Source organism: Ascidiimonas meishanensis, from assembly GCF_037782385.1.
In the GTDB taxonomy this organism is placed as follows: domain Bacteria; phylum Bacteroidota; class Bacteroidia; order Flavobacteriales; family Flavobacteriaceae; genus Ascidiimonas; species Ascidiimonas meishanensis.
On record NZ_JBBEXD010000010.1, the window covers coordinates 139383 to 153977 of the forward strand.

Here is a 14595-nt window from a genome sequence, read left to right on the forward strand (position 1 = left end):
AAAAAAACAGAAACATGGCAACGCTAAGATTAGGAGATAAAGCTCCTGACTTCACAGCTCAAAGTTCTGAGGGTGAAATAAATTTTTATGAATATTTAGGCGATGGTTGGGGAATTCTATTCTCGCACCCGGCAGATTATACTCCGGTATGCACCACTGAACTGGGCACCGTAGCAAAATACCAAAAAGAATTTGCAAAAAGAAATGTAAAAGTAATGGCCTTAAGTGTAGATGGAGTAGCGTCTCACAAGGGCTGGATAACCGATATTAATGAAACACAAAACACTGAGGTAGATTTTCCTATTATTGCAGACGAAGATCGTAAAGTTTCAGAATTATACGATATGATTCATCCAAAGGCAGACGCCACATTAACAGTGCGCTCTGTTTACATTGTAGGACCAGATAAAGCCATCAAACTTATAATTACATATCCTGCTTCTACAGGACGTAACTTTGATGAGTTATTACGAGTTATTGATTCCCTCCAACTCACTATGTATCATAAAGTAGCTACTCCTGCAAATTGGAAATATGGTGAAGAAGTAGTTATTAGTCCTGCTATTTCCAGTGAAGATGCTAAAGAAATTTTTCCAAAAGGCTTTAAAGAGGTAAAGCCTTATTTGAGACTTACTCCACAACCAAATGTAGACTAAAAAACAAAGCCTGATATTAAAAATTATATCAGGCTTTGTTTTATAAATTATTTTTTTATCCAGCTTTCACTAATTGAACATCAAAAATTAATGTAGCATCCGGCGGAATTACGCCACCCGCTCCTCTACTGCCGTAGGCTAAATGAGAAGGTATTACAAAGCGTGCCTTATCTCCTTCTTCTAACAACAGAATTCCTTCATCCCATCCAGAAATTACTTGACCTGTACCTACATTGAAAGATATAGGTTCATTTCTTTTAAAAGAAGAATCAAAAACCATTCCGTTTAGCAATTTACCTTCGTAATGAACAGACACATTTTGTCCTTTTACTGCTTTCGCTCCGCTTCCTTTTTCCAAAATCTTATAGTGCAAACCACTAGCTGTTTTGGTGAATCCGTCCACAATTGATTTCATCTGTTCTTCAGCACGTTTTTTTTCAGCTTCTAATCTATCGGTAGCAGATTTTTTAAAGTTCTCAAAATTTGCAACCGCATCCCATGCTTCCGCTTCTGCTCCTTTCCTAATAATTTCTAGGGTTTCAATAGTATCTCCTTGCGCTATGGCATCTACTACATCCTGCCCGCTTTCCACAAAACCAAAAACAGTATGCTTATCATTTAACCATGCAGTTTCTACATGAGTAATAAAAAATTGACTCCCATTAGTACCTGGGCCTGCATTGGCCATAGACAATACTCCTGGCCCTTCATGACGTAGTTCTGGATGAAATTCATCATCAAAATTGTACCCCGGGCCTCCTGAACCTTTGCCCTGAGGACAGCCACCCTGAATCATAAAATCTGGAATTACTCTATGAAAAATGAGTCCGTCATAATAAGGAGTTCCTTTCGGTTTTATGTTGTTTTCTAGCTTACCTTCTGCTAATCCTACAAAATTCCCCACGGTGCCAGGGGTTTTATCATGCGTTAATTTCAATAAGATTTCGCCTTTACTCGTATTAAATTTTGCGTATATACCGTCTTGCATATTGATATTTTTTTATAAGGCGCAAAGATACTAATTACTTCTCCCAATAACCAAAGCACTTTTGCGTTATAAGAGGGTAACTGATTTAAAATTATTATATTTACTCGTAATTAAGCCCTAATTCTAAATAACCTAAATTAATTCAGCTATGGATATAAAGCATAATGAGATGGTTTTGGTAAAACTTGCCTACACTGAAAAAATCGCAAAAAACTATAATGAAACGAGCAGAAAAATAAGTTCAATTCTTGAAGAACTGGCACAGGAAAATCTTACACATGAGAGTATTGTAGACGATTTTCTTGATTATGCTAATAATATATTACCCAAGCTCAATCACAAAGAACAAATTACTATTAACGACTTTGTTCAGCGAATAGCCCGCCTTAGAATTACAGCAAACAAAGGAGTTAACTCTATGGTACATTTATTAAACGATCAAAATCAACTTACAAAAATTAGCACAGAAGAATTCAAAGCACTTATTGAAGCCTCTAAATAACCATTTAAATTAATAAGTAGCCATAAAATTAGTTTTTAATTTTTCGCCTTGAGGACTTAAAGCCATATTTATCTACTAAGTATATCAAAGAAGCCATTGTAGCGGCTCCTAGCTCTAGTTCCCGTTTATTTACATGCTCAAAGGTATCATTAGAAGCATGATGGTGATCAAAATAACGTTGAGAATCTGGTCTCAAACCTGCCAGAACAATGCCTGGATCTTTTAGAGGTCCTATATCTGCTCCACTTCCTCCCATCATAAAAGAATGAATTAAATAAGGTTCAAATAAAGGTTTCCAATTGTTTATTGTTTCAAAATCTTCTGGACTACAGTCAAATGAAAATCCTCTTGGTGTAAATCCGCCAGAATCACTTTCTAAAGCAAAAATATGCTCTTCTCCTTTCTGCCTGGCTACTTCTGCATATTTATTACCTCCCCTAAGTCCATTTTCCTCATTCATAAATAATACTACTCTTATGGTTCGCTTTGGTTGATAACCGGTTTGCTTAAGTAATCTCAATACTTCCATGCTTTGCACGCAACCAGCTCCATCATCATGGGCACCATCTCCAAGATCCCATGAATCCAAATGTCCTCCTACAATAATAATCTCATCAGGATAAGTTGAACCTTTGATCTCACCAATAACATTATAAGATGGCACATCTTTGAATTGCTTACAATGTTGTCTAAAGAAAAATTTAGTACTGGGATTTAATGTGAGCATCGTACTTAACATCTCAGCTCCATTTGTGCTAATGGCAGCAGCAGGAATTCTTCGTTCTGGTTGTAAATCACCATAGGTCATTGATCCTGTATGAGGTAAATCATCTAACCTAAGATTCATAGAACGCACTATGACCCCAACAGCACCAAATTTGGCGGCTTCCATGGCTCCAGCATAGCGTTGGTCTACACAACCTCCATAGGCTTCAAAAGTTCTAATAAGATCTGCTTGCATGGGTCTGTTAAAGAATACTATTTTTCCTTTTATCTTCTCCGTGCCTAAAAAAGAAAGTTCATCAATTGATTTTACTTCAACAACTTCTGCTTTTAAGCCTACTCCCAAAGTTGATACGGAGCCTCCAAGTGCGCAAATAGGTACGTCTACTGTATTTCCAGGTTTTGTTTCAATATATGCATACTCAGGTGCCCCTCTTACCCATTTTGGCACCATTACTGGTTGCAACCATACTTTATCAAAACCTAAGCTATCTAATTGGTTTTTTGTATACTTTACCGCACGTTCTGCATTAATTGAACCGGAGAGTCTTCCTCCAATTTGTATAGAAAGGTAAGAAAGCCAATCATAAGCTTTCCCTTGTGTTAATGCAGTTTTATATATATTTTTTAATTGTTTCTCATCTTCATTTTGAGCTCCAATTTTAATTGGATTTAATATAGTGAGGAAGAATATAACACATAAATGTTGAAATCTCATTTATTCTACTTTTAACTGGTTCATAAAATCATCTAACATTGCTTTCACTTCTTCATCTAGTTCTGGTTCTTCAATATCTTTATATGATGTAAGTGTCTCCAATAAAATCTTGGCTAGTATAAGTCTTGCCGCTGGTTTATTATCTGCTGGAATTATATACCATGGAGCATCTGGCTTAGAGGTATTATTGATTGTTTCTTCATAGTATTCTTGATACGTATTCCAAAGTTTGCGCTCCTTTAAATCGCCAGGCGAGAACTTCCAGTTTTTTTCTTTTAATTCAATCCGCCTCAGCAAACGCTGTCGCTGTTCTTCTTTTGAAAGATGTAGAAAAAATTTAAAAATAATAGTACCATTCTCTGCTATATGCCGCTCAAAATTATTGATTTGTTCAAATCTTTTTTCCCAAAATTCCTGATTTATATCATCAACGGATTCAATACCAGGAAGATTTTCTGAAAGAATGTATTCTGGATGAACTCTAGTCACCAAAACATTTTCATAGTGAGTTCTATTAAAAACACCAAATTTGCCTTTTGCTGGCAGCGCTATATAATGTCTCCATAAAAAATCATGACTTAATTCAAGTTCAGTAGGTACTTTAAAACTATGAACTACAATACCGCGACTATTGAAATCTTTAAAAACTTCTCTAATTAAGCTGTCTTTACCCGCAGTATCCATTCCCTGTATGCATATCAAAACGCTATATTTGGAATGTGCATAAATTGTGTCTTGAAACTTGCCTAACTTTTCTCTAACTTTTTCTAATTCTTTTTTTAACTTCTTTTCGGAAAGGCCAAAATCCTCATAAGAGGAAAACTGATTTAAAGAAATGCTTTCGGTAATTTTATACTGCTCCGGATTAACATCTTTCATAGTTATTATTAAGAGTTTTATTTATTAACGTCTAAAGATACTAAGAATTGCTATATTCCGTTAAAGATTAAATTCCGTTAAAGTAAGTCTCTGATTTTCATTTTAGCGGATATTATTGTATTATTGTATAACCCGAATTACGAATATAACCTATTAAATGCCATGAAAATTACCCTCTTTCTATGGTCGTTACTGATTTCAATTAGCGTAAACGCTTTTCAGAATGACTGCGAAAACGCTCACTCCTCCGCGAGCTATGCTATTTTCCACACCAACAAATCACTTAAAGCAGATAATTTTGATCATCAACGTTATTATGCGGAACGTGCCATTGAAGCACTTGAAAAAACCCAAGGTTTTGTGGAAGCATGTGGTTGTGAAAACGCCAAAATAAATATTGATCTAGGGCTAGAAAGCCTTAATAAAGGAGCAAATCCTGAAGATTGGGATAAAGGAAGATATTATACTAAGAAAGCGTATGCAGAAGTTCAAAACCTAATTGGAGCTATTGAAGAGTGTAATTCTGGTAAAACATCGTCTTATACTGATACCGCTTATTTACAGGGAACAAACAATGACACTGCCACACTAGCTCAAGAGCAAAAGATTCTGGAGCAACAACAAAAATTGGAAGCAGAAAAACAACGCCTTGAACAAGAACAAAAGCGATTGGCGGAAGCACTAGAAGCGCAACGAAAACTCAAAGAGAAAAGAGATATTGAGCGACAGCGAGAGATGCAGCAACAAATAAAATTAAAGGTAAAGGCAGAACAAGCGCTACAAAATTTTGAAAAAGCAATTACTGAACTTTCTGAAGTACTGGGTTGTTCTGAAGCCTATAATATTATTTATGATAATTATTTAAGAGCAGAAAACACACTTGAATCTGAATCGCTTACGGGCACAAGACTTTATTATACGGAGAAGGCACAAGCCATTTCTAAAAAAGCATTGGAAGCTTTAGAACGCTGCCAACAATCAACAAAATAATACATTAACTTTGCAGTCTTCTTAAAATAGATTGAGAATTTTAAATACACTATATAAAAAAACAGTTACTACACTTTTTAGGAAACAATCCCAATAAGTGCGTATCTTGAATATATCAAGGGTTAGACTTTAAATAAAGTCTAACCTTTTTTTATAGATCGTTGGGAAATGAATGATTCAAAATGATACCCCTTAAGGAGACTTCAGAATGAATGGAGATGAACTCTTTTTTAAGGAATTCATGAATCTTCGATTTCCAGAGGTGTTTTTAGCCGAAAAGGCTAAAACCGCATTCATTTTCCTAAATTTTAGTTCACTAAATTTTATTTTGTATAAAGGAGTTCATGAATTTACATTTCTCCCCCGAACGATAGGGGCTTCAAAAATTTTTAACGGAAAAGGCCTGCTACACTGCGGAAAAGAAAAAAATCCATAGAAAAAATAGTTCTTTTTACATCGAACTAAGGTTAATTACGCATATTTCAGATTCTCCAAAGGAAATGCTCATCTTTTTTTAAAAAGTACATCTATTTACAAGGAAACAAAAAACTGGGGTGTGCCCCAGTTTTTTTAATACTTATACGCTTTAATGATAGTGCTCTATTTAGCTATGTTTACGGCTCTGGTTTCTCTAATTACCGTAATTTTAACCTGCCCAGGATAGGTCATATCGGTTTGTATTTTCTGTGATATTTCAAATGATAACTCAGAGGCTTTCTCATCGGTTACCTTTTCACTTTCTACAATCACTCTCAATTCACGCCCCGCTTGAATTGCATATGCTTTTTTAACTCCGTTAAAACCAAAAGCTATATCCTCTAAATCCTTTAAACGTTGAATGTAAGAATCCAGCACCTGTCTTCTGGCTCCAGGTCTAGCACCACTAATGGCATCACATACTTGAACTATAGGTGCTAATAATGATTTCATTTCTATTTCGTCGTGGTGAGCTCCAATAGCGTTAATCACATCAGGTTTTTCTCCATGCTTTTCTGCTAGTTCCATACCTAATATGGCGTGGGGCATTTCGGTTTCTGTTTCTGGCACTTTGCCAATATCATGAAGTAGTCCTGCACGTTTAGCCAATTTCGCATTAACTCCTAATTCTGCAGCCATAACACCACAAAGCTTTGCTACCTCACGAGAATGCTGCAAAAGGTTTTGACCGTAGGAAGATCTGTATTTCATTCGCCCTACCATCTTAATTAATTCTGGATGTAATCCATGAATTCCTAAATCAATAACTGTTCTTTTACCTACCTCTATAATTTCTTCCTCTATCTGTTTGGTCGTTTTCTTAACTACCTCTTCAATTCTTGCAGGATGAATACGTCCATCCGTAACTAACTTATGAAGGGATAAACGTGCAATTTCACGTCTTACAGAATCAAAACAAGAAAGAATAATAGCTTCCGGAGTATCATCTACAATAATTTCCACACCAGTGGCAGATTCCAAAGTACGTATATTTCTACCTTCCCTACCAATAATGCGCCCCTTGACATCATCAGACTCTAAATTAAATACAGAAACACAGTTTTCTACCGCCTCTTCTGTACCAATACGCTGAATTGTATTTACAATAATCTTTTTAGCTTCTTGTTGCGCAGTGAGTTTGGCTTCTTCCATTTTATTCTGAACATACGCCATGGCATCACTCTTTGCATCGGTTTTTAAAGACTCAACCAATTGAGATTTTGCTTCTTCTGCAGAAAGACCAGATATTACCTCTAATTGTTCTACCTGACTTTTATGAAGTTTTTCAAGTTCTACTTGTTTCTTTTCTAGAAAATCAACTCGGTAATCATAATCTTTTATCTTAGACTCAATTTCCGTATTGAGTTTTTTATTTTTATTTAATTCTCCAGTAATTTGAGATTCTTTATCACGAGTTCTTTTTTCTATGTCTGCAATCTTTTTATCTCTGGAGTTTATAACCTTCTCATGTTCTGTCTTTAATTCCAAAAACTTCTCCTTCGCCTGCAAGATTTTATCTTTCTTGATATTTTCACCTTCCAGTTTTGCTTCCTTTAAAACAGAAGCTGCTTCTTTCTTCGCATTTGAAATGAGCTTTGAACCTGAAGTTTTATCCAGAAATTTTGAAATCAGAAAACCTACTATTACTCCTCCAATTACTGCAATTACAATTAATGCTGTACTATCCATCATCTATATATTTGTATAAAAAAAGCCTACATTGGACTGGATGTTTTGTACAAACTCCAAAAAACAGGTTTAGGGCTAACAGACTGATCAAGGATCCGCTCGAAGCGGCTTGCTTTTACAATCTAAACTCACCCTTTTTAATTAATACTTGTTGAGTTTGTCAAAAAATTAAACCAATGTAGGCAGTAACTTTCTATTATTTTAAGAACGTCTATTAACTAAGTTCATCTTGAAGAGTCTTGTCAAGCATAATCAACTTATGAATAACTTCTTCATTTATATTTTCACTTATAATACTTTTTTGTTCCACTTGAGAGGCATACTGAAGTGCACACATTGCGAGCACATCTTGTTTATCTCTAACAGCATAACTTTGCTCAAATTGTTTGATAAGCGTCTCTATTTTCTTCGCCGCTTTTCTTATACCTTCCTCCTGATTAGGCTGTATTGTTAAAGGATACACCCTGTCAGCAATAGAAATTTTTATTTTGAGCTTTTCACTCATGCTTTATGAATTATTCGGAAAGCTGAGCAATACATGCATCTATTTCCCGAATTAAAGTATTTATCTTAAGCTTAGCTTCTGTTTTGGTTTGGTTACTGCCAAGCATTGAATTTGCCATTTTGAGTGAATTATACTTTTCTTCCCATTCAGTAATCTTTTTTTCTTGATCCCTTATGGTTTTCTCAGATATTGCTAATTGATTGGTTAATTTAAGATTTGTTTGCTTTAACAGTCTGTATTTATGTAAAAGTTTACTTATCCTATTTTCCAATGAATCTACAATCTGTACTATAGTACTCATACAGCTTAAAATTCAATACGTGATCTACAAATGTAACACACCTCTGAATACTTCGCAATATTTTGTTAAAAAAATTGTTAACCAATCGCTTAAAAAAATCTTAGCCTTAAACCCAAGTCTTTTTGCCAATGGTGCTTCGTTGTTTTATTGCAATTAGTTATTTTAGCGGCTGAATGATTTATTTATATGCGGCAATTATTTGTATTCTTTTTTTTTGTTTCCCATTTTTTATTAGCGCAAAGCACCTATCCTAAAAATCTGTTTCGTTCACCTTTGGATGTGCCTGTTTACTTATCTGGCACCTTTGGCGAACTCAGATCTAACCACTTTCATTCTGGTATTGATATCAAAACACAACAAAGAGAAGGACTTCCCATTTATGCTATAGGTGATGGATATATTTCCAGAATAAAAATATCTCCTTGGGGCTTTGGAAAAGCGGTTTATATAACACACCCAAACGGAAATTATACATCTGTGTATGCGCACTTACAAAAGCTAAACTCAGAATTACAAGAATACATTAAAAAATTACAATACGAGCAGAAATCGTATGCTGTAGAAATCTATCCCGAGGCTACTACTTTTAAAGTAGCAAAAGGAACTATTATTGCCTATAGCGGTAATTCGGGCAGCAGTGGAGGACCGCATCTGCATTTTGAAATCCGTGATAGTTCACAACGGCCCATAAATCCGCTCCATTTTGGGATAGCTGTTAAAGATAAAATCGCCCCTACTGTTAATGCATTATTTGGCTATACTTTTGATCAAAAATCACACATAAATCAATCAAATCTTCCTATAAGAATTAATTTAAATGAAATCAAGCCTAATGAATTTCAAGCCGATAAAGTGATTGCCTCTGGGAAAATAGGTTTTGGAATCAATACTTTTGACAGACAAGATGGCACCTATAATAAAAACGGAATCTATCGTGTTGAAATGAAAGTTAATGACATTCCTTATTTTAGTTATGATCTTGAAAAGTTTTCTTTTACTGAGACACGTTATATTAATGCACATATAGATTACAATTTTTATAAAACCAATAAAAATAGAATTCAGAAGATTTTTAAATGGCCAAAGAATCCGCTTAGCATTTATAGGCTAACTAAAAACGATGGTATTATAGTTCTTAAAGAAGGAGAAAATTACGATATAGAAATTAAAATTACAGATTTTGCTGGAAACAAAAGTGTGATAAAAATACCCGTTCAAGGAAAAAATTTGGAAATTAAAAGACCCACGGATGTTCTTATAACAGATCGATTTTTGAGATCTTCTATTGATAATATTTACGAATTAAATAAAGCATCAATATACTTTCCAGCCCATACTTTTTATGAAAATTTCTATATTGATTTAAAGGATTCAGATTCTTTACTTCAAATACATCATCATAAAATACCTGTGCATAAGAAATATCAAATCAAGATGGATATTTCTGAGTATCCCGAAGCAGAAAAAAACAAATTATTTGTAGCCCATATTTCAGAAGAAGGAGATCTTTACTATGAGTCTACTAAACGAAAAGGAAATCAGCTAATTGCAAAAACCAGAAGCTTAGGAAACTTTAAGATAGCAAAAGATACTACTCCTCCTGTGGTTAAATCTTTTAATTATAAAGAAGGCAAATGGCTTTCCAATTATAGATATTTAAAAATTCGTATTTATGATGATTTAAGCGGAATTGACACTTTTAAAGCAACACTTAACAATCAATGGATTTTAATGGAATACGATCCAAAAACAAAGTTACTTGTATACGACTTTGAAGATCTTAATTTTAAAGAAACAAAACATTATTTAAAACTTATAGTTACAGATAATGTGGGAAATAATACTACATTTACAAGTACTTTTTATAAAAAGAAATAATTTATCATTTTGAATATCCGTTATTTTCTATTTTCAGTTGTCTTTTCTCTCTTTTGCTTTATGGCTATTGCACAGACAGCAACCGTTAGAGGAGTAATCCTTGATGAAAACAATACTCCATTACCAAGCGTAAATATCTCTTTTGAAAATACAGGCACACAAACCAATGAAAACGGCTTTTATACAATAACCATACCTTCAAATAAAACAGTAAAACTAGAATTTACTCATCTCGCTCATAAAAACGTACTACTCACTCTTAAGTTAGATAGTGGTGAAGATTTTGAGTTCAATCCTATCTTAAAGGTAAATGTATCTCAAATGGATGAAGTTACGGTTACTAATTCTGGGAGAAAGGCAGTAGAGGGTATTACAAATATTTCTCCTGAAGCTATTAGACGAATTCCAGGGGCAAATGCGGGGGTAGAAAACATCTTAAAGTCACTGCCTGGTGTAAATGCTAATAACGAGTTAAGTACTCAATATTCCGTTCGTGGAGGTAATTTTGATGAAAATTTGGTTTATGTAAATGAAATTCAGGTTTACAGACCATTTTTGGTTCGTTCAGGTCAGCAAGAAGGTTTTAGCTTTGTCAATTCTGATATGACCCAAAATGTTGCTTTTTCTGCAGGTGGCTTTCAAGCTAAATATGGAGATAGAATGTCTTCTGTATTAGATGTTACCTATAAAACACCTGTTTCTTTTGGTGCTTCAGTAAACGCAAGTTTACTTGGGGTTACCGCCTCTGTTGAAACCAGATCTGGAAATGGAAAATTAGCCACTATCAATAGTGTTAGGTATAGAAATAATGCGCTCTTTGTAAATAATAGAGAAACCAGAGCAGACTTTACTCCTATCTTTGCAGACATTCAATCTTATATTACCTACAAAATATCTTCAAAACTTCATCTAAATTTTTTAGGATATTTTGGTTTGAACGATTATCAGTTCAGGCCACAAACTCGCCAAACTAATTTCGGAACAGTTTCAGAACCAAGAGCTTTGTTAGTCTTTTATGAAGGACAGGAGAAAGACAGATACTTTACGAGTATGGGAGCCTTTAAAGCGAACTATTTTGTAAATGAGAATCTGACACTCAAACTTATTGGTGCCGCATACCATGCAACAGAAGAAGAATATTTTGATATTCTTGCAAGATACCGTCTGGGTAGTGTTAATAGTAACATTGGTGATGAAGACTTGGGAGAGGTATCCTTCTCAGGGGGTGCTGGTTCACAGTTTTCTCATGCACGAAACGATCTTGATGCATTAATAATAAATATTGAGCAAAAAGGAAGTTATAGAAAGAATGAAGATCTTATAGAATGGGGAATTAAATATACTCATGAAGATATTAGAGATCGTCTTAGAGAATTCCAGATCATTGATTCCGCAGGATTTTCTATTCGCCCACCATTTGAAGAATTTGACAACGACCAACCTTATGAACCCTTTGATGTACCTCTGGAAGCATTTGAGAGCATAAGAGCTACAAATTTTGTGAAAACAAATCGTTTTTCTGGTTATCTGCAATGGAGTAGAAGAGATTTTTGGGGAAAACACGAAGTTTGGATGAATGCAGGCATTAGAGGGCATCATTGGACCGTAAACCCTGAAAACACACAAAGTGTTTCTCAAACTGTAGTTAGCCCAAGAGCTCAATTTGCTATTAAACCAGACTGGAAAGCAGATATGCTATTTAGACTTTCTGGTGGATTTTATTACCAACCTCCTTTTTATAGAGAATTAAGAGATTCTACTGGAAGTGTAAATCCTTCGGTAAAAGCACAGCGCTCTATTCATCTCGTAGCGGGAAATGAGTTTAGTTTTAAAATGTGGGATCGCCCTTTTAAACTTACCTCTGAAGCCTACTATAAAAGCATGACCGATGTAAATACTTATACGCTTGAAAATGTAAGAATTCGGTATCGTGCAAATAACAATGCAGAAGCGTATGCATACGGATTAGATTTAAGACTAAATGGCGAATTTGTGCCGGGTACTGAGTCTTGGATTAGTTTAGGATATCTCAAAACCGAAGAAAATATTAATGATCGTGGCTATATTGCTAGACCTACTGATCAACGCTTAAAATTTGCTATCTTATTTCAAGATTATGTACCTAATATACCCGATCTAAAAATGTATCTTAATCTGGTTTATAATACTGGGGTTCCTTCTGGGGTTCCAGGTTTTGCAGATCCGTATGATTTTCAAAACCGACTCAGGGATTATAGAAGAGCAGACTTAGGTGTTTCTTATGTACTTGCAGATCAAAATAAGCAATTTGGGAAAGGCCACTGGTTACATAAGTTCAAAGAGCTTAATGTAGGCATAGAAATATTTAATATTTTTGACAATCAAAATACCATAACTAGCACTTTTGTAAGAGATGTACAGTCTGGCAATCAATTTGGAATACCTAATTTCCTTACAGGACGTGTTTTTAATGTAAAACTCGGAATGAGATTCTAAATGAAAAAAATTATTTACTTTCTATTTTTACTTATCACCTCAAGCGTTTATTCACAAAAAACAATTTACGAGAGCGTTCATTTTGAAAAATTAAGCAAAGAGCATAAGTTAATTGCCATTATTCCATTTATCGCTACATTGGAATTGGATAATGAAGAATATAACGTTTCTCGTGAGGAGCTTAAATCGCTAGAAAAACAGGAAGGTTTAGCTGTTCAAAATGCGCTTGAAAGTTATTTTTTAAAGCGAAAAAATAAAAAAAAGTTTCAAGTTGAGTTTCAAGATGTTCAAAACACCAATGCTATTCTAGGAAGAAATAATATTACTTTAGATAATATTGATATATACACCACTCAAGAGCTTTGCGAAATTTTAAAAGTAGATGCACTTGTGAGTGGAAATTTGACATTAAGCACTCTGATTTCCAAAGGAGTACCCGAAGTTGATTTTATTTCCATTATTCTCGGTAAATCGGATTTTGGCAGAATTGCAGTAAAAATAAGTGATGGAGGTAGTGGAAAACTGCTATGGAAATACGAAAAAATAATCAATCGTAAATCAGGTAAAAATACCCAATCTATTATTGATATAATGATGAAAACCGCGGCGAGAAAATTTCCTTACGACAAAGAAAAAAAGAAAAAGAATTAATCTTCCAGATATGATTTTAATACTTCTATAGTATAATCTATTTCTTCTTTGGTATTAAACTTAGAAAAGGAAAACCGAATGGAAGGATATTTAAGTTTCTCCGCAGGTAAAATAGCTTGTAAAACATGAGACCCTTGATTACTTCCTGATTGACATGCGCTTCCTTTAGAGCAAGCAATACCTTTAAGATCCATTTGAAACAAAAGTAATTGCGCCTTAGCCTCATCCATAGGAATACCCACATTAATTAATGTGTACGTGCTCATATTAGAATCCTCACAACTTCCATTAAAAAACACATCTGGTAAATTGCTTTTTAATTTCTGTATGAAATATTCCTTGAGTGTATTCACATACGTGCGTTCTTCATCCAGATATTTATATGCTAATATCAAAGCCTCTTCCATACCCGCGATATTATGAGAAGACTCTGTTCCAGCTCTATACCCTCGCTCTTGTTCCCCGCCAAAAATTAGTGGTTTTAAACCCGTGTTTTTTCTAATAAACACAAAGCCAATTCCTTTTGGCCCATGAAATTTATGCGCAGCAGCAGATAGAAAATCTACTTTCGTTTTTTGTACATCCCATTCCCAATGTCCTATAGACTGTACCGCATCTGAGTGAAACAAAGCGTCATTTTCCTTACAGATATCAGCTACGTGGTCTATATCAATTCGGTTTCCAATTTCATTATTCACATGCATTAATGTGACCAGTTTCTTTGAATTATCTGCCTTTAACAACCATTCCAAATGTTCATTATTTGGCGTGCCATCAGGATCAAGCACTACATATTTAAGTTGAATATTATACTCCTTTTCCAATTGCACTGCCGTATGTAATATAGCATGGTGCTCTACTTTTGAAGTAATTATAGTAGTCACCGCCAAATCCCTAACGGCACTTCTTAGAATCATGTTATCAGCCTCTGTTCCTCCTGAAGTAAAAATAATTTCCGAAGGATGAGCTCCCATTTGCTGTGCAATGGTTTTACGAGCTTTTTCAATTCGGGTTTTTGAAGTTCTTCCAAAACTATGGGTAGAGGAAGGATTTCCGTAACATTCTGAAAGTACTTCTTTCATCTTGTCTACTACCTCATCTCTCAGGCAGGTGGTAGCGGCATTGTCAAAATATACTTTTTTCATAAGCAGCAAAATTAGTTG

Annotated in this window: 13 protein-coding genes and 1 other RNA gene; 6 read left to right on the plus strand and 8 right to left on the minus strand. The window is 34.6% G+C overall.

Translation table 11 applies throughout. The features are described 5' to 3' along the window. Window positions 1-14: 14 nt before the first annotated feature. The gene (locus WBG07_RS16095; RefSeq protein ID WP_340202706.1) at window positions 15-656 is read left to right on the plus strand and encodes a peroxiredoxin; all 642 of its coding nucleotides are present in this window, start codon (window positions 15-17) and stop codon (window positions 654-656) included. A gap of 55 nt (window positions 657-711) precedes the next feature. On the opposite strand, the gene WBG07_RS16100 is transcribed toward WBG07_RS16095, so the two are convergent. Next, window positions 712-1644, minus strand: coding sequence for a peptidylprolyl isomerase (locus tag WBG07_RS16100; protein WP_340202708.1), 933 nt, complete (start codon window positions 1642-1644; stop codon window positions 712-714). Window positions 1645-1792: 148 nt separating this feature from the next. Here WBG07_RS16100 and WBG07_RS16105 point away from each other — a divergent pair, with 148 nt between their 5' ends. Continuing rightward, window positions 1793-2146 carry a hypothetical protein gene (locus WBG07_RS16105; protein WP_340202710.1) on the plus strand — a complete coding sequence of 118 codons (354 nt, stop codon included), beginning with the start codon at window positions 1793-1795 and terminating at the stop codon, window positions 2144-2146. A 28-nt stretch (window positions 2147-2174) separates the two neighbouring features. Here WBG07_RS16105 and WBG07_RS16110 read toward each other — a convergent pair whose 3' ends face one another. Further along, on the minus strand, window positions 2175-3587 hold the full coding sequence (locus tag WBG07_RS16110) for a M20/M25/M40 family metallo-hydrolase (RefSeq protein WP_340202712.1): 1413 nt from the start codon (window positions 3585-3587) through the stop codon (window positions 2175-2177). After that, on the minus strand, window positions 3588-4466 hold the full coding sequence (locus tag WBG07_RS16115) for a PPK2 family polyphosphate kinase (RefSeq protein WP_340202714.1): 879 nt from the start codon (window positions 4464-4466) through the stop codon (window positions 3588-3590). Between the two features lie 162 nt (window positions 4467-4628). Here WBG07_RS16115 and WBG07_RS16120 point away from each other — a divergent pair, with 162 nt between their 5' ends. Beyond that, window positions 4629-5456, plus strand: coding sequence for a hypothetical protein (locus tag WBG07_RS16120; RefSeq protein WP_340202716.1), 828 nt, complete (start codon window positions 4629-4631; stop codon window positions 5454-5456). Between the two features lie 600 nt (window positions 5457-6056). On the opposite strand, the gene rny is transcribed toward WBG07_RS16120, so the two are convergent. From rny to WBG07_RS16140, 4 genes are all read right to left on the minus strand, one after another. After that, the gene (gene rny / locus WBG07_RS16125) at window positions 6057-7625 is read right to left on the minus strand and encodes a ribonuclease Y (RefSeq protein WP_413788831.1); all 1569 of its coding nucleotides are present in this window, start codon (window positions 7623-7625) and stop codon (window positions 6057-6059) included. Between the two features lie 48 nt (window positions 7626-7673). Further along, window positions 7674-7779: non-coding RNA, 6S RNA (gene ssrS, locus WBG07_RS16130), on the minus strand. A 57-nt stretch (window positions 7780-7836) separates the two neighbouring features. Continuing rightward, window positions 7837-8127 (minus strand): cell division protein ZapA, encoded by a 291-nt coding sequence (locus WBG07_RS16135; RefSeq protein WP_340202718.1) that lies wholly within the window; start codon window positions 8125-8127, stop codon window positions 7837-7839. 10 nt (window positions 8128-8137) lie between these two features. Then, window positions 8138-8428, minus strand: a complete 291-nt coding sequence (locus WBG07_RS16140) for a hypothetical protein (protein WP_340202719.1) — start codon at window positions 8426-8428, stop codon at window positions 8138-8140. 186 nt (window positions 8429-8614) lie between these two features. On the opposite strand from WBG07_RS16140, the gene WBG07_RS16145 reads away from it, so the two are divergent. The 3 genes from WBG07_RS16145 to WBG07_RS16155 are packed head-to-tail and all read left to right on the plus strand — an operon-like array spanning window position 8615 to window position 13432. Continuing rightward, window positions 8615-10306: a M23 family metallopeptidase gene (locus tag WBG07_RS16145; RefSeq protein WP_340202721.1), complete on the plus strand. Its 1692-nt coding sequence runs from the start codon at window positions 8615-8617 to the stop codon at window positions 10304-10306. Between the two features lie 60 nt (window positions 10307-10366). Further along, on the plus strand, window positions 10367-12781 hold the full coding sequence (locus tag WBG07_RS16150; RefSeq protein ID WP_340202723.1) for a TonB-dependent receptor: 2415 nt from the start codon (window positions 10367-10369) through the stop codon (window positions 12779-12781). Then, window positions 12782-13432: a hypothetical protein gene (locus WBG07_RS16155; protein ID WP_340202725.1), complete on the plus strand. Its 651-nt coding sequence runs from the start codon at window positions 12782-12784 to the stop codon at window positions 13430-13432. Here the strand turns inward: WBG07_RS16155 and WBG07_RS16160 are convergent. Then, on the minus strand, window positions 13429-14577 hold the full coding sequence (locus WBG07_RS16160) for a cysteine desulfurase family protein (protein ID WP_340202727.1): 1149 nt from the start codon (window positions 14575-14577) through the stop codon (window positions 13429-13431). The genes WBG07_RS16155 and WBG07_RS16160 overlap by 4 nt on opposite strands. Window positions 14578-14595: the final 18 nt, after the last annotated feature.